At 39.3% G+C, this 18,745-nt stretch carries 13 protein-coding genes; 6 read left to right on the forward strand and 7 right to left on the reverse strand.

Features of this window, described 5'->3' with window-relative positions:
* Window positions 1–15: 15 nt before the first annotated feature.
* The 4 genes from DLD82_RS08735 to DLD82_RS08750 all read right to left on the reverse strand — a co-directional run bounded on the left by DLD82_RS08735 (window position 16) and on the right by DLD82_RS08750 (window position 6,261).
* Window positions 16–2,637, reverse strand: a complete 2,622-nt coding sequence (locus DLD82_RS08735) for a serine/threonine-protein kinase (RefSeq protein WP_109940732.1) — start codon at window positions 2,635–2,637, stop codon at window positions 16–18.
* Window positions 2,638–2,838: 201 nt separating this feature from the next.
* Entirely contained in the window at window positions 2,839–4,449 is a 1,611-nt protein-coding gene (locus tag DLD82_RS08740) for a hypothetical protein (protein WP_109940733.1), read from the reverse strand.
* Entirely contained in the window at window positions 4,449–5,243 is a 795-nt protein-coding gene (locus tag DLD82_RS08745; protein WP_109940734.1) for a PP2C family protein-serine/threonine phosphatase, read from the reverse strand. The genes DLD82_RS08740 and DLD82_RS08745 overlap by 1 nt, the downstream gene beginning before the upstream one ends.
* 139 nt (window positions 5,244–5,382) lie before the next feature.
* Window positions 5,383–6,261 (reverse strand): HD domain-containing protein, encoded by an 879-nt coding sequence (locus DLD82_RS08750; RefSeq protein WP_109940735.1) that lies wholly within the window; start codon window positions 6,259–6,261, stop codon window positions 5,383–5,385.
* A 144-nt stretch (window positions 6,262–6,405) separates the two neighbouring features.
* Here DLD82_RS08750 and DLD82_RS08755 point away from each other — a divergent pair, with 144 nt between their 5' ends.
* Window positions 6,406–6,927 (forward strand): HNH endonuclease, encoded by a 522-nt coding sequence (locus DLD82_RS08755; protein ID WP_109940736.1) that lies wholly within the window; start codon window positions 6,406–6,408, stop codon window positions 6,925–6,927.
* A 53-nt stretch (window positions 6,928–6,980) separates the two neighbouring features.
* Here the strand turns inward: DLD82_RS08755 and DLD82_RS08760 are convergent, their stop codons facing one another.
* Window positions 6,981–7,817, reverse strand: a complete 837-nt coding sequence (locus tag DLD82_RS08760) for a phosphate ABC transporter substrate-binding protein (RefSeq protein ID WP_245920402.1) — start codon at window positions 7,815–7,817, stop codon at window positions 6,981–6,983.
* Between the two features lie 277 nt (window positions 7,818–8,094).
* On the opposite strand from DLD82_RS08760, the gene DLD82_RS08765 reads away from it, so the two are divergent.
* From DLD82_RS08765 to DLD82_RS08785, 5 genes are all read left to right on the forward strand, one after another.
* Window positions 8,095–8,910, forward strand: a complete 816-nt coding sequence (locus DLD82_RS08765) for a HAMP domain-containing protein (protein WP_109940738.1) — start codon at window positions 8,095–8,097, stop codon at window positions 8,908–8,910.
* A 24-nt stretch (window positions 8,911–8,934) separates the two neighbouring features.
* Complete coding sequence (locus DLD82_RS08770; RefSeq protein WP_109940739.1) at window positions 8,935–9,168, forward strand: hypothetical protein; 234 nt, start codon at window positions 8,935–8,937, stop codon at window positions 9,166–9,168.
* Entirely contained in the window at window positions 9,165–10,823 is a 1,659-nt protein-coding gene (locus DLD82_RS08775) for a hybrid sensor histidine kinase/response regulator (RefSeq protein ID WP_109940740.1), read from the forward strand. The genes DLD82_RS08770 and DLD82_RS08775 overlap by 4 nt, the downstream gene beginning before the upstream one ends.
* Window positions 10,816–13,215: a methyl-accepting chemotaxis protein gene (locus tag DLD82_RS08780; RefSeq protein WP_109940741.1), complete on the forward strand. Its 2,400-nt coding sequence runs from the start codon at window positions 10,816–10,818 to the stop codon at window positions 13,213–13,215. Before DLD82_RS08775 ends, DLD82_RS08780 begins: the two co-directional genes overlap by 8 nt.
* 122 nt (window positions 13,216–13,337) lie before the next feature.
* On the forward strand, window positions 13,338–15,224 hold the full coding sequence (locus DLD82_RS08785) for a PAS domain S-box protein (protein WP_109940742.1): 1,887 nt from the start codon (window positions 13,338–13,340) through the stop codon (window positions 15,222–15,224).
* 36 nt (window positions 15,225–15,260) lie between these two features.
* Here DLD82_RS08785 and DLD82_RS08790 read toward each other — a convergent pair whose 3' ends face one another.
* On the reverse strand, window positions 15,261–17,006 hold the full coding sequence (locus tag DLD82_RS08790) for a PAS domain S-box protein (protein ID WP_181391342.1): 1,746 nt from the start codon (window positions 17,004–17,006) through the stop codon (window positions 15,261–15,263).
* 90 nt (window positions 17,007–17,096) lie between these two features.
* Window positions 17,097–18,542, reverse strand: coding sequence for a methyl-accepting chemotaxis protein (locus tag DLD82_RS08795; protein ID WP_181391343.1), 1,446 nt, complete (start codon window positions 18,540–18,542; stop codon window positions 17,097–17,099).
* Window positions 18,543–18,745 lie beyond the last annotated feature (203 nt).

Consider the following 18,745-nt stretch of genomic DNA (forward strand, 5'->3'; position numbering starts at 1 on the left):
TAAGAGGATGATTACTCAAATCTGCTTTTCTGCCGAACCATAAAGGGAGAACATTTTCTGTCCCCACTCATCATCAGACCTGATTTGCAAAATTTTTTTAATATATGAAATTGCTTCAGTTTTTCTTCCCTTTTTCAAAAGAATAAATGCCCTCATCCGGAGTGCATCATAATTCATTTCGTCTTTTGCCAGAATAGAATCTACACCTCTGTCTGCTTTATCGTAATCTCCCATTTTCATAAGTGTTTTTGCAGATTTTATACATCCGGGGAGATAGTCGGGGTTTTTCCTGCAAGCCTCATCATAACATACATGTGCTTCTGAAATTTTCCCCAATGCATATAGTGACTCTCCTTTATAATAGAGAGAAACTGCATATCCGGGATGAGCTAGTAACACTTTATCACAGATGTCAATTGCTTCCCAAAACCGTTTTTGCTTGTAATAAATCCGCGCAAGAGAGATCTGGACTAGTGGCTGCGCCATATGAACAAAAGGCACATCATTATATTTTTGTTCTGCTTCCTGGAGATTTCCAGTTTCTTCCAGATATTCGCCTAAGAGCCAGGAGAGCAGGGGGTCCTGACTTTTCTGCACAAGTTTCTGCGATAAACAAAAACCTCCTTCATGGGAACGCTTCAGTTTTAAAAGACTTACTCCCCGCATCGCCCAGCCTTGTGGACTTGCCTTATCCATCTCAATAATCCGTTCAGAAATTGAAAGACAGAGAAAATATTGCTCATTCCCAAAATAATGGACAAATTTTTCCTTCCAGAACCCGATTGTTTCATTCCATGGATCAGAAGAGATGGAAAATACATTTTTTTCATATTCCCGGGTTAACGCAGAATAAAATCTGAATCTTGAAACTCCTTTTCTTTTATTAAAAAAAAGAGTCAAAACCCGGATATCCAGATCATATGCTTTTTTCAGAAGAGTTTTACCTGATGCAGGCTGTTGCAACTCTTCAAATCCACTTGCAAGAGCGACTAGAAGGTCAGGTTCAACAACCTGTGCAGAAAGGGCATGTTTTGCAGCAATAACCATGTCACGTTTGCATTCTTCTGCATCAGACATGGCAGATAACCGGATAAAATAATTATATATTGATAAAACAGAGATTACTGACTTTGCACTCCATTCGGTGGGGATCCCTGCTATTTCCCGTTCATGAAGAATTTTTGCGTACTGAAATAATCTTTTTCGTTCATTCGTTCCCCGGGGGTTTTCCTTTATCCAGGTAAAGAGTCGCGTGAAGAAAACACTTTTTATCTCCTGTTTTGTTATATCAATGAATTTGGCATATATTTCCTCAAGATCTCCGGAAAACAGCATTGAGAGAATTTTTTCTTCCTGGTCATCCTGTTCCCGGTTTAATGCACGTCCCAAAAACCAGACAATATTTGTTATGTCTACAACTTTTCCAAAAAGTGTAAAGGGAATATCCCGGTTCAGTTCTGCCGCGATGAATAGTAATCGTTCATCTTCGTCAGGATATTCTTCGATATATTTCGAGATGGTTACTGCTTTATTATATTGTTCTGTAGATTCAAGCCACCTCAGTAGATAACCCCTTCCAATATGACGTTTCGCATCTTCCCAGGAGACCGGATCTCCAATAAATGCATACATGAGATCATTCAGACTGACATAATTTTCCTCATGAAATTCATAGGGTTTAGTAATTCCCATCCGATTAATGTGCTCTTCTTCATAAAATACCGGAATATTTCTTTTACCTGAGAGCCACAATGATACTTCGCGTTTTCCCCACCGTTTCTTTGGATTTCTTGTAAGCAGCCCTTTTAAAAGGATGAGGCGGTCAGGATTTATTTGTTCGGATAAAATTATCCCCCGGGATGCCAGGGTAGACAGAATGAGGTTATGGTTTAGTCCTTCGAAAGGATGCTTTTTTTGTGTAATCTCAAGAGCAATTACCCCGAGAGCCCAGTAATCAGATTCCCTGCCAACAACATTACCCAGCTGTTCAGGTGCCCAGTACATCGGCGTCCCTTTGGTAGAAGTGATATGCCGGGATAATTCACTGTCAAGGAGGGTGGAAATACCAAAATCGGTGAGTATCAAATTAAGAGGACGTATTTCTCGAATCAGTATGTTGGAGGGTTTTAGATCCAGATGCAGAACATTATTTTTATGGAGAGCATCAAGACCAAATGCTATCTCCTCGATTATAATTTTAAATGTTGCATTATTAATTGACTGTTTATCAACTAATTCACGAAGAGAACCATATCTTGCATATTCCAGAATTTCAAACCATCGCTCCGAGTCATCATCAAAACCATAATCAATAATCTTAATCAGGTTTTTTGGATTCCGGAGAGAGATGTGACTGACCTGATCAAGCACGTCAATTTTGGGTTCAATTCCCAGACGATACTGTTTTAGAATAAAATATTGCCGTTCTTTTTGAATTAGCCAGATATCTGCTTCCCCGCCGGTTGCGGGGAATTGTTTCATTATCCTATAAGACCTGAAATACCGTAAAGATTCAGCGGGTTTTGAATCGGGAGCTTTTTGTAATGGTTTTTCACGAGGAATTGAGTGAGGCACTACACCGTCCCGTAATGTTGTTCCTCTTCTTCCAGGACTATCCGAATCTTTAGGAGGGCCCATCGGCGATTCCTCTTATGAAACACATACATGTTTCATTATTCATCAGTAAGCGAAAGACTGATCTTTGAACTTCCAGGTAAAACCCTTTTTTTGTTAAACCATCAGAAATTCTTAAATTGATATGACGCTACACCACGATTTTACCAGTGTGAAAGAGATTACAATGACCAGATTACACACCCATATTAGAAGTATTACCAATTAAGATATGTGTTCATCAGTCAGCAGGTCAAAACGGGTTAATTGTTGCACATGTACCTCATCCGGGCTTTTTCGAAGTCTTTCGATGAAAGAAATATGGTTTTCCTGCATATTCCGGGATATTTCATCATAGTCCACACTCCACATTTTTGCTGCATTAACATCTTTTTTAACTATCTCATCACGATCAAGATCCTGAATGTCCATATCATCAATAATTCTGACCAGCCTGAATACCAACTCGTCCAGAGGATTCAGGGATATCAGGATTGAATAATTATGAACAGGAGTCATTATTTCCAGGACACTGCGACGAAAAAAATCACGAAGGGAGACCAATCTCCGGGTTGGCACAAAATATCCCTTTTCCTGTAACTTTTCAAGTAACATGCGGATGATATTTTCCCAGGTGGTGTCAGACAACGAATTTTCCGCTTTTTCAATAAAATATGCATCATATTGTTTTCTGATGATGACCATTTCCCGAAGCTCAGGGAATGGTTCATGATATAAAAGAAGAGCTGCGTCCAGAAGTGAACCGGCATCCGGCTCTAATGAGAGGTTCTGTATCATCTCTTCAAGTTGTTCCCGAATTACTGTTTTTTCAGGAATTTTTTCTTTGAGAAGACCATATTCAAGCAACAGATTTTCTCTCTGAAGGGCCAGTTGGTCCATGGTAACGTCAGTTCTCACTGGTTCATAGTCCTGGCTTTCAGTATTATCATAATCAAAAAAACGGATGCGATCATGGTAAAATCCCGCTTCAGTAGAACTGATTACTTTTTCAACCTGCCTTTTTATTATGGTCGCTTCTTCTTCTGACAAATTATTACTTTCTCTCTTTAGATCACTCATGTCACAATGTTCGAATCCGGAGACTTTGTGGGCCAGAGCAGACAATTTATCCCTGATGTGATCTAGTTGAGTCATCTGCTCATTGAGATCAGGAATTGTCTGAATTGAGCATAATTTATCAGAAAAACTACGAATTGTTTCAAGATCCTGAATAGAGATGGGTTGCATTTGAAGGGATGAGATGAGGCGGGTTAGATTTTGAACTCTTTTTAGAAGGATTTTTTTATCATGCTCGCAGGTAAAAAAAAGCGATAGAATTTCAGATAATAAAGACCTCATTTGGTTGAGACGATCCAGGGGAAATTGCTCACCCATGTTCTGCAGCATAGAATTCAGATGGATGTATCGGGGATTGTCAGATTTTAAAAACTCTTTTGAGAGACAATCAGACAAAACCCGAAAGGCTTCATTCATAATATTCTCTTCAAAAAGTCTTGATTCATTTTGTTCAAGAAGGAGCTGAATAAGCGCAATTCTGAACCGGTCGGTCTTCCTGAAAAATGATTCCATCATTTTTTTCCCGGACTCTTTGTTTGTAAGACCAGGATTCTGACCTGAAGAGATTGTATTGTATATGTCCTCCAGTTCAGCATAGAGGCGGGATATTTTGTCTGTTTTTAGAGAGAGAGTATCAAACTTACGTTTTATACCAATGAACACTTCAGTTATCCGGTTCACGATCCATGCTGAAACCTGTTCCCGGCTTTCCGTATCGCGGTTTTCCAGTGAAATGTCAGTGACAATTAGTGAACTCATTATGATGAAACAGCAGATGTTGATACCAGTATTGCAGTAACATTATCAGAAGATTGTCTTGCGAGAGCAGCAACGAGGATTTTTTCACAAAATGCATAACCTGTATATTTCTGAAAGATCATTTCCAGTTCATCCTGTGAAAAACATTCCCAAACCCCATCAGAACAGAGAAAAAACATATCCTGATCACGGATCGTGAATGATTTAAACCATACTTTTATTGAATTTGGAATCCCGTCGCCAGATACTGAGGAAGTCACGATGTTTTTCCGGGGATGAGATCGCATTTCATCTTCGGTGATTACTCCCTCCTCTAAAAGGTGCTGAACAACGGAATGGTCCTTGGTGATGCGCTCAAAAAACCTCCCATTTATCCGGTACACCCTGCAATCACCAATGTTAAAAATTAATGCCTGATCATTTTTTATCACGATTCCAGCCATCGTGCATCCAAGGTTGGAAGACTCAGGATTTTTTTTTGCATACTCTTCCAGTTGTTCTTTTGCATCATATGCAACCTTAGCAAAACTCTCTTCGTCAGTAATCTCCGAGAAATGATCTCGAAAATATGTCAGAACAATCTCTGATGCAACTTCCCCTTTTTGCTCTCCACCTATGCCATCAGCAACACAAAATATGGCATTTGTAACTTCACCCCGGTATGACTCGGGAATTTTCATGGACAGATCTGATATCAGGGTACCGGGAATAATCAACCCGTCTTCATTATTTGTTCTGATACCCCCTTTGTTCGAAAAATAAAATGCTTCAATCTTCTGTTTGATTTTTATCATACCTATATGAGCATCGCATTTGAAAGAGATATATCTCACTCTTATCAAAACAACGATGAGAAAAAGAAATTATTCAGCTATCAAAAAAGAATAACTCCTCATCTCCTGTTGTATCTGAAAGATTCAGAAACCCGTTGGATCAGTAGATATATTGATCCTGGAGCGGAATGTAGACACTAATATATTTTCCGATTAGTCCGGCATTGATTTTTGGAATAAGTGTTTCATGTACCTGAAACATTCCTGCGAGCTGGGACATGACAATCTGGATCTCCACTGGACGGGCGGTTCCCCTCGTAATGATAACATCATCAATTGAAAGTGTTGATATTGCATGCATTGATGCAGTAGTGATATCTGTTGAATGTTTTGCCCGGCCTTTTGTCATATCAGATGCATCACCAATACTTACAATACTCCCTTCAATCGTCAGGGGATTTGGTTCCCCATGGTGAGAATGAATTGCTGACAGGATAAAGGTTCGAATCTGCATTGACTGAACAGGATCATGATAAATTGTCGGAAGAATCATGTCAAGAACCGGCTCTGCAAGTAACATACTATGTGAGAGATGAGAAGTACGATGTATTGCATTGCCAATATCATGACAAAGAGCACTCATCATCACAACAAGAGCTGCATCATCACGGTCACCGGCATTGTTCCGGATTACATCCGGCATTACATCAGAGGCATATAACAATTCCAGTATTTTTAATGATGAGGAAGCAGTTACCATGGCATGAACTTTACCATGGTCATTCATATGGAGCCTGGTTGTTGTGATAAAAGAGGCCATATCCCATAAAACAGAGATCTGCGTCGTATTAATCAGATTTTTAAAAACCCTTGCTGTCCGGGGATATGGGGTAATGAGAGTTTTCAGTTCATCAAACGCAGAAAGCCGTATGTCAGATCTTTTTAGCCCGGAATTTTCCAGGTGCAACTGATTCGTCTCATTATATACTCTATATTGTCCTTCTTCCTGTTTTCCAGAGGAAAAAATTGCTTCAGTCATTAATCACTACTCATCACTGTTTCATGATAGGAATTCATCACATAGAATATAGTTGAATCATTAAAACAATATATCAATATAGTATTTTTAAAAAGATACTTAAAACAAAAATAATATATATGCTAAAGAAGATTTTATGTTTGGATGAATCAATCAGGAGAAAATATAAAGAAAATCACCGGTGTATGTCGCTGGTGTGAATCCTTACTTGATTCTGAATGTAAATTCGATTCATTTTGTTCTGAAGAGTGCAAAAAAAATTTCCAACACTGGGTGGAAAAAGAGCATGCCGGCATCCGGGGAAAAAGACCCCAGTACTGGAATGTTATCCGCCGGTTCATACTTGAACGGGATAAATACCAATGTCAGGTCTGTGGCTCTACAGAGAAACTATCAGTACATCACATCATTCCCCTGTCAGAAGGGGGAGATTCAACTGCAACAAATCTCCGCGTATTATGCCAGGGTTGTCATCAGCGTGCCCATGGAAAAAGAGTTGTAAAGACACAGACTAAAAAGCGATATCGTATCAGGATCCGATACCAGCCCATGTACGTACCTGCCCTGCTGGCATCCGGCTGGCTCTGGAATGAACAAACAGACATAGTCCCTGTAAGGGACATACAAAATTTTCGGATAGAAAATTCACCACAATGTAAAACCTGACAAGAACAAAAGAGGGGAGTTAGTCTCCCCTTGGATCGGATGCAAGAAACGGATTATAAACTTACAAAACCCTGTTCTTCAACTATTTTTTGACCTTCAGAACTCATGACAAAGTCAATGAATTCTTTAGCAAGACCTTCCGGTTCACCTGCAGTTACGAAATATAACTCACGTGAAAGCGGGTAAGCACCTGATTTTACAGATTCAATAGATGGCTTCTGGGTTTTTCCATCGGTGCCTTTCAGTTCGATAACCTTTACACCATCTTCAAAACCCATTCCGACATATCCAATTGCTGCCGGGGTCTGGGATACATATTGCTGAACTGCACCATTTGAGTTTTTCTCAAGCATAAACTTGGTAAAATCTTCTTTTTCAAGAACTTTTTCAAAGAAAAACTCTCTGGTTCCTGATGCACTGTCACGACCGACAATTTCAATCTTTCCGGTATCTCCACCAACATCAGACCAGCCGGTAAAAGTTCCTGTGTAGATGTCCTTAAGTTCAGAAAGTGTTAATGCACTAACCGGATTTTCCGGGTTTACAATAACTGCAATGCCGTCCTTTGCTACGGCAATTGTCTGAAGCTCCGGATATGCTGCAGTCTCTTCATCTTTGAGTCCACGGGAAGCCATGGCAAGACTTACAACACCTTCTCCGATAGCCTTGATTCCTGCTCCGGATCCACCACCACTAACCTGAACATCAACATCAGGATGTGTATCCATGAAAGCTTCTGCTGCTGCTGAAGCAATCGGAAGGACCGTAGTCGAACCGGAGATACTTAAGGTCTCTTCTGCAATTACTGGAACTGTGCTGGCACAGACCATAGAGATCAGGAGAATTACTCCTAAAACCCGGAGAGCCGGGGCAATACTCATTTGAGACATAATGAATCCCGACATCTATTTCTGTCTCTGTAATATCCCGGTTTTCGTCAGAGAATATTGATAGCAATGATGACTCATGAGAGATATAGAGATATCAGAGTTATCGGAGATTTTGTATCATTTACAGAGCCTATTGAGAACTATATTCTGCCCATTGAACTCTTGAAAATATAGACCGAATTATTATCGAAATCCAGAATTGAATAGTCTTTACATTTGTCCGCATCTACCAGGCTTATGCTTTGTAGTATTGTGTATTGGGCAATGGAGATGAATCATGGCAGATATGTTGCATTCAATAATGACAAAACTCACCGCAGGATTTGTAATCCTGGTTCTTTTAATAACTGCACTCACATTCCTGTTTACCGTTAGTGCCTCTACCGAAAAAATTCAGGAATCAACAAAGCAGGAACTTTTAGCACTTGCATCCATAACAGCAGCAGATCTGAACGGAGATGAAATTGCAAAATTAAAGCCTGGAATGGAAGCAGAAATACTATATCTGATGAATGCTGAGCAACTCGCTGTAATGGCCCAGGCAGACCATGAAATCGTGAAGATCTTCACAGTCAGGAAAACCGGTGACGGAATGGAGTACGTCATTGATAGTGGGTATAACATCGGAAAACGGGATGTGAAGATCGGAAATCCGGTAACCAACCCAACAAAAGCGATGGGAGAAGCATATACCGGCCCTCAGGCAGAGGATGATTTTGTAAACCGCCCCTGGGGATCTGTTCTTTCCGGATATGCACCAATAAAGAATGCGAAGGGTGAAGTTATCGGAATTGTCGGAGTTGACATGGATGCAGGAGTTGTACAGGGCCGTATGAACTTTGTCGGTCAGACACTGTATATCATCCTGTTCCTGGGTATATTTTGTGCAGGTCTCATTATTGCTATCTTTTCACGGACCATGATCCGGGACATTCACATGCTTATCGAATCTGCAAATCGTATAAGCAGAGGAGATACTGATGTTGCAATATCCATTCACAGAAATGACGAAATAGGAGAACTTGCCTCCTCATTCAAACGAATGATAACCAGCCTGAAAATCCTGATGCATAAAGACTACCAGACCGAGTGATGAGCCTAAAATGGAGGCTTTTTTATGAGTAATACATCAGATGCAGTGCTCGGGATAGCAACGGAATATCTCGGGCCTGCAGCAATTACCCTCCTTGAACGGCAGACCAAATTTCATCTTGGAGGACTTTCATTTACCGATATCGGTCCCGAGCACTGTAACGAACTTTCCAGATGGGTAGGTCTGGCATCAGCAATGTTTATTGAGCAGGATCTGGCTGAAGAACTGGCAGAAAAAATCAGGAGGCTCTCGCCATGACAGCAAACTTGCAGAGATCTCCTCTATCATATCCGGTTCGGGTTCTGCATGTTGATGATGAACCCATCGTTCTGGAAATAACAAAGGAATTTCTTGAAAAATCGGGTGAAATATCAATTATTTCATGCACCGGAGTGAAGGAGGCCTATGAACTGCTCACCATTCATCAAGTTGATGTTATAATATCAGATTACGAAATGACTGATATTAACGGAGTTGAATTTCTTAAAACAATCAGAGAACACGGGAGTGACATCCCCTTTATCCTTTTTACCGGAAGGGGGAGAGAGAGCGTAGCCGTATCTGCATGTAACTCCGGAGCCACTTTCTATCTGCAGAAGGGAGGGGATCCCAAATCGCAGTTTGCTGAACTAACTGATAAAGTAATCAGGGCTCACCGGCAGTACCGTGACCAGAAAAAAATTCGCCATCTTTCAAGAATTTTTCAGATTCTTCGTGAAATATCTGATACTTTACATGGAACTGAGAGCATTGAAAACGCATGCAGCACCATTTGCACCCGGATAACAAAAGAACCCGGATACCAGAATATGCGGATAGTTCTCTTTGATCAAAATGGTGAAGTAAAAGGTGTATTTCAATCAGGTCTGGAAGAAGAAATGAACCGCTTCCTTTCATTTCTCCATGCAGGAAACCGCACATCCTGCTATAAAAAAGCCCTTCTGACCAGAACCGGACCGGTTATCTGTGCTCCGGATAGTAATTGTATCACCTGCCCGCTATATTCCGGACATCTGGAATTTCATACCCTTACCATGCGACTTGAGCATGATGGGAACCTATTTGGTATCGTATCGGTAACCATAGAACCAGAACTCGCCGGTGACATTGATGAACAGGCAATGTTTTCTGACGTTGGCCATGAGATTGCGTATACTCTTCATCATTTTTTACTCAAAGAAGAACATCTCGCAATGGAATCTCTTATCGGGACAAATAAAAAACTTGATATATTAAACACTATCACCAGGCATGATATCAGAAACGAACTTACAGTTGAGTTTTTTCATTATGAAAACCTCCTGGAACTCGCCAAAAAATATCCAGAAATTTATTCGGATGTGAAAGAACTTGGGATCTCTCTCAATAATATCCAGGACCATCTCATGTTCTCCGACGTATATCAGAAAATTGGCATTCAAAAACCCCAATGGCTTTCAATTCACAAAATTATTGAAAATATTACCTATACCCATGGATTTGGAAATATATCCATTATTCACTCCACCGGAACACTTGAAGTTTATACCGATCCGATGTTTGGTAAGATTATCATTAACCTTGTCCAGAATGCCCTTATGCATGGGTGCCGTGTCACTACAATACAGGTCAGGTTTACTGAACAGATAGATTCAGGACTATTAATTATTGAAGATGATGGAATGGGAATTCCGGAGAATAAAAAAGATGTAATATTTGAGCGTGGTGTTGGAAGGAATTCCGGCCTTGGTCTTTTTTATACGAGGGAGATTCTGGGAATTACCCGGATGAGTATCAGCGAGACTGGCACATATGGAAATGGAGCCAGGTTTGAGATAAGGATACCGAAAAATTGTTACCGGTTTTACAAAGGAGAAGAGTTAATGGCAAAGTGTTATTCAACAATTGCCAAACAGGTGAGATCAGATGAGTAAACCGGGAACAGGTTGTTGCCAAGGTCAGGATGCAGAAGTTATGATCCAGAATATTTCTTCCGGTTCGTACATATTCCATTCCTGGGATCCTTATCTGGAATCATTCCCCGTCCCGGTCATCCTTTGCGACCACACTCTTGCTATCACCCATACGAACGGGGAATTCAGTAAAATTTCCGGTTTTAAACCTGAAGCACTGAAAGGAATCCATATTAAAAATATCCCGATGTCACTTATCTCTGGTGAATCAGTCTGGGACGCTGCACTGACCGGAAAGATAACCAAGGGCATTAATGAAATATCATTTCCTTCAGGTCAGGGTTTTTATGAATTAAATGCTATCCCAACGATTCCTGAAGATAAAAATCATCCAGTTCTTCTCATTTTTTTTATCCAGCCGGATAATAATCAGATGTTTCCCTCATATGATGAAATCAGGAATTCATTATCACAGGCCTGTGAGATAATTACAGAAAAAAACGGTAACATCCTATCACTATCTAAAGGAGCACTCGGAGTTATTCCGGATGAGATTGTAAAATCCGGAAACATTGTCAATTGGGAACCCTTTACCGGATTAGAACAGGATTTTTTTACATTACAACTTCATGGATCTGAATATCATACCATTGAGTATACAACTGATTGTAAGCAATTGCTGATAAGCATCCGATTATCTGATGTTGTCCTTTTAAAAAGGGCGATTATTCATATCTCTATAATCGAAATCCCATTACAACCACATAATGCAGTTACAGAGACAAAACCGCCATTATCTCCTCACCTGGAAACTTTATCATCCGAGATCCTGAAAGGGAATTTTTCCTTTAGGATCGAAAGAGAGTCAGTGGATGAGTCTGAAAGAGCAGGAGTGGATGCTCTGAATGTCATGATGGAGCAGGTGGGAGAGCAGTTCAATGCCCTTTCGGAGGCTATTGCGCAGATGAAGTCCGGATGGATTCCTTCTTCCATTCAGACAAATAATGAAGGACCGTTTCAGAATATGATACAGGATCTGAATCATGCTCTGGATAGCCTGCAACTGATGATTGCAACTGTTGAATCATTCACCATGTCTGTAATGGAAGGTAACCTCACCATGAAAGGGGATACCTCGGGATTATCAGGTTATTACCAGGCGCTTATTGCAGGGATGAACCAGATGCTTGTCCGTCTGAATACCCCTCTTCTCGAGATGAAACGGGTTGCGACAGAATATGCAGCCTGCCGGTTTTCTTCACGGATGGATGAGTCCATTGCATATCCGGGCGATTTTACCAGTATGAAAGAGTCGATGGATGCTATTGGGATATGGTGTTCTGCAGTAGTAGGGGAGATTGACCGGGTGAGCAGCAGGTATGCTTCTGGTGACTTTACTGCGCAGATGAGTACACGGCTTGAAGTTACCGGTGATTTTTCCACTATCCGGACCTCTTTGGATAATATCGGGATAGAAATATCAGAGAGTATTACCGTTCTCAGGAATGCCGCAGATATCCTAAGCACCGAAACAGAAGGAATAAAACAGGAAATTGCGGCAGTTTCAGGCCAGTCAGAGACGTTAGCAACATACACAGGATCAGTTTCTGATCGTGCAAAGGCTGTTCAGGATGAGATTGTTGAGATGGAAAAAAGTGCAGATGTGGCTATGCAGGCGTTATCCGGTATGAATAAAAAAGTCAGAGAGGTTGCGGATACTTCTGCCAGGACCCATGAAATGTCATCACAGGGTGTGACGCTTGCCACCCAAAGCAGGGAAGGTATTGATGCGATTTCCGAAGCCGCCGGATCCGTTGATTCAGGGATAACCAGGATACATGATGAACTGAATAGCATCGAGAAAATTATCAAGGTTGTTACAGATATTGCCAACCAGACAAATCTGCTTGCAATAAATGCAGCAATCGAAGCTGCCCATGCCGGAACCTATGGAAAAGGTTTTGCAGTTGTTGCATCAGAAGTAAAATCTCTGGCAGTCCAGTCAAAAGCATCGACAATGAGCATTTCACAAACAATCGAAGCATTACAGGATGCTTTTTTTGAAGTCAGACAGAAAGTTTCAGAAGTCCAGAAAGAGATAGAATCACGCAGTTATGCAATTTGTGAGATGGTCAGCCTCTTTGAAAAGACAGCTCGTGAAATCGAAGGAATTGCAACAATCAGTAAAGAAACCGGAATGGTTACCGAAGAACAGGAAAAAATTATTGCTGATCTTCATACCCGTTCCAGGACAATTGAAACCCTGATGACAGAAACAGCCAGGGATGCAGATGCATCAGCACAGGCTTGTTCTTCCTCATGCCGCTCAATTGAACAGATATCGGGTCATATCGAGAGGGTTGCAGAATATGCCGGAAAAATACACCTGGGAATCAGTGGGTTTACCGTATAAATGAAAAAAATAATCGCATATTTTAAATTTTCAGAAAAAAAATTTCAGAAAATTATTCGGACTGATAAATCCGAATTGTATTAAAAAACCAATGTCAAAACCCAGACAGGTGATCCAAAAAAATGACAGGTGACACACCGTGGTTTTTCTACCTCATTACCTTTTTTTGTATAATCATTGGTTCCCATGTCATTATCGATTTTCTTTCCGCACAAAAACAGAAAATAAAAAAAGGGATTTCTAACTATTCTCTGATACTTGATTCTTCACCATTTCCAGTTGTCATCATCAGTTACCCGGATGCTTTAATCTTTACTATCAATGACAGAGCCTCAGATATCCTGCGAATTCTCTCCAACAAAGCAATTTCAAAAAAATTTCACGAGTTCTTTGAAAACCCGGATGAACTCAATGAGATATTAAAATTGATTATTAAAGAGGGAAAAGTCATAGATTATGAGACAAAATTGATTTCAAGGCAAGGAAGATTTTTTTGGGCATTATTATCTGCAAACCTAATATCTCTGGAAGAGGAAAATGCTGTTTATATTGCATTTGCCGATATTAATCACCAGAAAGAATTGGAAATTACTATACAAAAAAATAAGGAATTATACCGTTCGGTAATCAGGACATCCCCTGATAATATTACCATGGTTGATATGCTTGGAAGAATATTTATGGTCTCCCCGGCTGCAACAAAAATGTTTGGTTATGATTATAATGACCGTTATCCCTATGGGATGCCATTTATTGATAATATCCATCCATCAGATCACGGAAGGTTCAAACATGACCTTCGCCAGTTAAAACAGGGAAAAAATACCGGAACCCATGAATACCGGGCAATTAGAAGAGATGGTTCAACCATATATATTGAAAGTCACTCGGAGATAATACATGACTCAGAAGGTAGAGCAGACTCCATTCTGTATATTATCCGTGATATCACCAGGAGAAAAGAAACAGAGAGTGCAATTCGAGAAAATGAAGAAAGATTTATTACAATATTCCAGGAGGTTCCAGACCCGGTTTTAATATTTACACCAGAAGGGACTATTCTTGATATCAACAGACAATGTGAGGAATGGTTTAAGGTAGAGAAATATAATGTCATTGGACATTCCATCCAGGAAATGGGTTTTTTTCAATCTGAAATAGGAGATTCGCAATTTAAGGCGATATTATCATTAAAACCCGGTGAAAAATATGAAACTACAATATCCCTTCCGGGAAACAATGAACGGTATGCGATTCTTACGACAAGATCATTATCAATTAATGGATCTCCGGCAATTCTCCTTCTTATGAACGACATTGATAGTCTGACCAGGGCATATAAATCGCTCTCCCGGGCAAATTACCAGATAAGTCTTCTTAATAGTATAACCAGACATGACATTATGAATAAAGTGATGGCTATAACCGGATATAGTGAATTATTACTTGAAGAATGTAAAAATAATCCAATATGCGATACAATTTCAATAATTCATAAATCCGGAGAAGATATTACAAACCTTATCGAATTTACAAGAGAATACCAGGATCTTGGTATCCATCAACCCAGATGGCAACGGATTGATAAAATCATAAAAAAAGATATAATTCAATCTTTGATATCAGGGATCAATATTTCACTACCCCAAGAACCAATTGAATTATATGCAGATCCATTACTTGAGAAAGTCCTCTATAATCTTATAGAAAATTCAAAAAGACATGGAGAAATTGTTACCCACATATATTTGAAATATGAATTGTCCCCAGATTTATGTTATCTTATTTATGAAGATGATGGAATCGGAGTTGTGGAAGCAGAAAAAGAACTCATTTTTAAAAAAGGACACGGGAAAAACACAGGTCTGGGATTATTTCTCATCAGGGAAATACTTCAGTTTACCGGAATTATCATATCAGAAACCGGATTACCAGGGAAAGGGGTCAGGTTTGAGATGAAGATCCCCCCAGGTGCCTTCCGCATTTCACCGGAAATAGTTAATTGTTGATAAACGTGATTTTTTTTCCATCTCAAGGTAGATAATTTATTGGGAAAATTTCAGTTCTTCGATATGCATCATGAGAAGATTACTTCCAGGAAATTGGATTCTCTTCATCCATACCTTTGCTGAAAAAAATGTGCCATTTTTTCTCAAATAATCGCATTCAAAGGACGAATTTTCACCTTTACCAGAATTCTCATAGTCAAAAGTCCTTTCAACGTCCGGATTGAAGACGAAATATGGAATCAGAGCATCTAATGTTATTGTCTTTTTTTCATCAGGTAAGTATCCAAAAATATTCAGGAATGCATTATTACATTCGATGATGGTACCGGATTGAAAAATGACAATGCCCTTATTACTTTCATAAAGGAGAGTCTGGAATTTTTGTTCACAAACCCTGAGTTCACGTAATGTGGTAAGGAGGAGTGAATTTTTTTCAAGGATGCGGTCTTCCATCTTTCGAATCCTTTCAATTTTAGTATCATTCTCAATATTTTGGGAATTCAGCCTTTTTTCCATCTCTTTTCTTTGAGTGATATCCCGGTTACTTACCAGTGTTCCCATGAACTGATTGTTCATTCCGGTAATTGAAGAGGTATTTCGTTCAATCCAGCGAATGTTCCCACATTTCATGACAATCCGAAATTCAAATGATGGATGAAAAAAATATGTATTCTCCACTGTCCTGATATGATCAAGATACAATTCCAGATCATCAGGATGAATAATATCCTGAACAAGTGATGGAGATGAAATAAACTGTTCCGGTTTATATCCGGTGAGTTGAAGACTTGCCGGGGAACAATATAAGATATCATGTGAAGGGTTTTCCCAATATTCCCAGTCAGGAGAAAGAAGTGCAATCTGTTTATACATTTCAAGTTGATTGCAACAAGCACATCCCTCTGAAATTTCCTGTATTGTCGCTATTGCACCGATGATGAAATTTTGCGAAGAATATAGAGGAGCAGCACATATTCTTACCTTTTTTTCTCCTGAATTAACAAGGACATATTTTTCAGCAGTGATTACCAAATTTTCTCTGATAAATTTTACACAGGTCTTTTCAACATCTGGAAAATCATGGATTATCAAATCAATAATTCCGGGTTCTGCTGTGTTTGTAAATGGGAGAGAATATAGAAAATCTCCTTTTCCAATCATATCATATTCAGATATCCCAGTAAGACCTTCCATTTTTCGATTCCAGGCAATAACCCGATGATTTGTATCAATTGCAAAAGTGGCATCAGGAATAGCACTAATGATATGAGATAATCTGTGTTCAGATTCCATTTTCGCTGAAAGTGCCTGGTTGCGTTCAATAGATACAGTAATTTTATGAATCAGTTCTGCAAACTGGGAATTATTATCACCACCTTTTTGAATATAAAAATCGGCTCCCTCGTTTAAAGCCTGAATAACTACTTCTTCACGACCCTTTCCGGTAAAAATGATAAACGGAACTGAATGTCCGTATTTACGTATTAATATCAATAATTCAATGCCATTCATGCCAGGCATTTCGTAATCGGAAACAATAGCATCAAAAAAATTAGTATTTATCATATCATACGCAACCATCGGATCATTACAGACAGTGACAAAAAAATTTCCTGAACGTTCAAGATATAATTTTCCTATTTCCAGCAGGGAGTCTTCATCATCTATATAAAGAATTCTTTTTTTTAAGCAATCCTCGCTTCGTATTACTCCATTTTCCCTGGATTTAGAGAAATAAAAAGATGCAGAAGGTACTTCAGGTAATTTATAACGGGATTGCATATTTTTTTCACAACTCATTTTTTCAGGTTTAATGCGGATTCAGATAGACCATCAATCATTCAAAATAAGTTAATTTAATCAGACCATTAATCATAAAACGGAAAAATACGATAGTTCCTGATTAACTCCGTCCCCTATCACTACAACATTATTTACGACCTTGTTAATCTGATCAAGAGCCGTCGATGTCTGCCTGATGGAAACAGATGTACTAATTAATTCCTCGGAAGTTTTATGCGATAACAAAGATACTTCCTGCATACTGGCAGTGACTTCCTCAACTGATGCTGCCTGTTCTTCAGTTGCTGACGCAACATCGAGGATATGTTTATTGATATCATCTATTGTGGCAGCAATATGAGTAAATGCAGCAATCGTTTCAGAAAGAGTTACATTCCCATCCCGAACGACCGAAATGGATCTTGTCATTGCTTCTTCTGCAGATTTGGTTTTCTGTTGTAAAACACTAATCATTTCAGTAATGTTTTCCGCAGATTTACGGGAATCCTGTGCAAGTGATTTAACTTCCGATGCTACAACGGCAAATCCCTTACCGGCTTCTCCGGCTCTTGCAGCCTCAATTGCAGCATTTAAAGAGAGAAGATTGGTCTGGTTTGCAATATCAGAGATAGCCCGGACAATTTTCCCTATTTCATTCATTTCGGCATTTATTCCTTTAATTATCGAATCGACATGCTCTGTGGAGAGGATAATCTCATTCATGGAATGTTCTGTATTTTTCACTTTTTCCATACCCAATTGAGCTGATGCGGTAGCCTGTTGAGACAGTCCGGCAACAGAATCAGCTTTTTGCGAGACTTCCCCAACAGTGTGAATCAAGTCCTCCATCGCATTGATGATCTGGCTTATCGAGACATTACTGGATTTACTGTTTTCACTCACCTGATCCATTATTGTTGAAATTTCCTGTGTTCCTGAAGAGATCTCCTCTACACTGGAATTTGCTTCTTCAATACTGACTGAGAGATCCTGAACTTTTTTATGTAAAATAGAGATAGCATCTGAAACCCGGTCTCCGATCTCATCAAGTGCATCTTTAAAAGGTATCCAGTCTCCTTTTACAGGTAGTGTAGGATTAAACCGGGGTTTAAAATTATATTTTGCATATTCATGTGATACCCGCATTGCTTCATTGATCGGAATAAGTGTGAGATCAAGGATATTATTAAGGCCCTTAATAATAGAGCGAAATTCTCCCTCGTGTGCCTGAGGATCAGAGCGGTAAGATAAATTCCCATCTTGTGCAGCCTGTGTAGATTTTTGTGAATCTTCGATGATTTTTTTAATCGCAAACCGGGTAGTATTGATTGATGCATGAATCTTTTTAAAATTCTCATATGCATCTTTTGTCCATTCATCCGGAGAGATTGCTTTTGATTCGAAATCTGTTACACCTTCAGATAAATATGCAATATCCTGTGAAATTTCCTTAACAGATTGGTCAAGATATTCCAGTAAACGCTGAACTTGTGGACAGTGTCCAAAAATCGGGTGAAAATTGAAAAACTGGATCAAAATTATTCTCATCGTTTCAAAAAATTTTCATCTAAAATTTTTAGCGTTCACATTGGAAAAAAATAGTGTAAAAATCTAGAACATTTCATATTGCTAGATTAAATTTCCAATACATAACGACACCATCCCCCACAAAACCATTTTTTCCTCAATACTACTTTTAAATAGGATTTCCTAAAATTCTCAACGGAATAATCAACTCA

Origin of the sequence: Methanospirillum stamsii (genome assembly GCF_003173335.1) — an archaeon.
GTDB lineage: Archaea > Halobacteriota > Methanomicrobia > Methanomicrobiales > Methanospirillaceae > Methanospirillum > Methanospirillum stamsii.

Bases quoted from the DNA above. Each gene is read 5' to 3' on its own strand.
- DLD82_RS08735 (WP_109940732.1), bottom strand. From the start codon at position 2,637: ATGGGCCCTCCTAAAGATTCGGATAGTCCTGGAAGAAGAGGAACAACA.
- DLD82_RS08740 (WP_109940733.1), bottom strand. From the start codon at position 4,449: ATGAGTTCACTAATTGTCACTGACATTTCACTGGAAAACCGCGATACG.
- DLD82_RS08745 (WP_109940734.1), bottom strand. From the start codon at position 5,243: ATGATAAAAATCAAACAGAAGATTGAAGCATTTTATTTTTCGAACAAA.
- DLD82_RS08750 (WP_109940735.1), bottom strand. From the start codon at position 6,261: ATGACTGAAGCAATTTTTTCCTCTGGAAAACAGGAAGAAGGACAATAT.
- DLD82_RS08755 (WP_109940736.1), top strand. From the start codon at position 6,406: ATGAATCAATCAGGAGAAAATATAAAGAAAATCACCGGTGTATGTCGC.
- DLD82_RS08760 (WP_245920402.1), bottom strand. From the start codon at position 7,817: ATGTCTCAAATGAGTATTGCCCCGGCTCTCCGGGTTTTAGGAGTAATT.
- DLD82_RS08765 (WP_109940738.1), top strand. From the start codon at position 8,095: ATGGCAGATATGTTGCATTCAATAATGACAAAACTCACCGCAGGATTT.
- DLD82_RS08770 (WP_109940739.1), top strand. From the start codon at position 8,935: ATGAGTAATACATCAGATGCAGTGCTCGGGATAGCAACGGAATATCTC.
- DLD82_RS08775 (WP_109940740.1), top strand. From the start codon at position 9,165: ATGACAGCAAACTTGCAGAGATCTCCTCTATCATATCCGGTTCGGGTT.
- DLD82_RS08780 (WP_109940741.1), top strand. From the start codon at position 10,816: ATGAGTAAACCGGGAACAGGTTGTTGCCAAGGTCAGGATGCAGAAGTT.
- DLD82_RS08785 (WP_109940742.1), top strand. From the start codon at position 13,338: ATGACAGGTGACACACCGTGGTTTTTCTACCTCATTACCTTTTTTTGT.
- DLD82_RS08790 (WP_181391342.1), bottom strand. From the start codon at position 17,006: ATGCAATCCCGTTATAAATTACCTGAAGTACCTTCTGCATCTTTTTAT.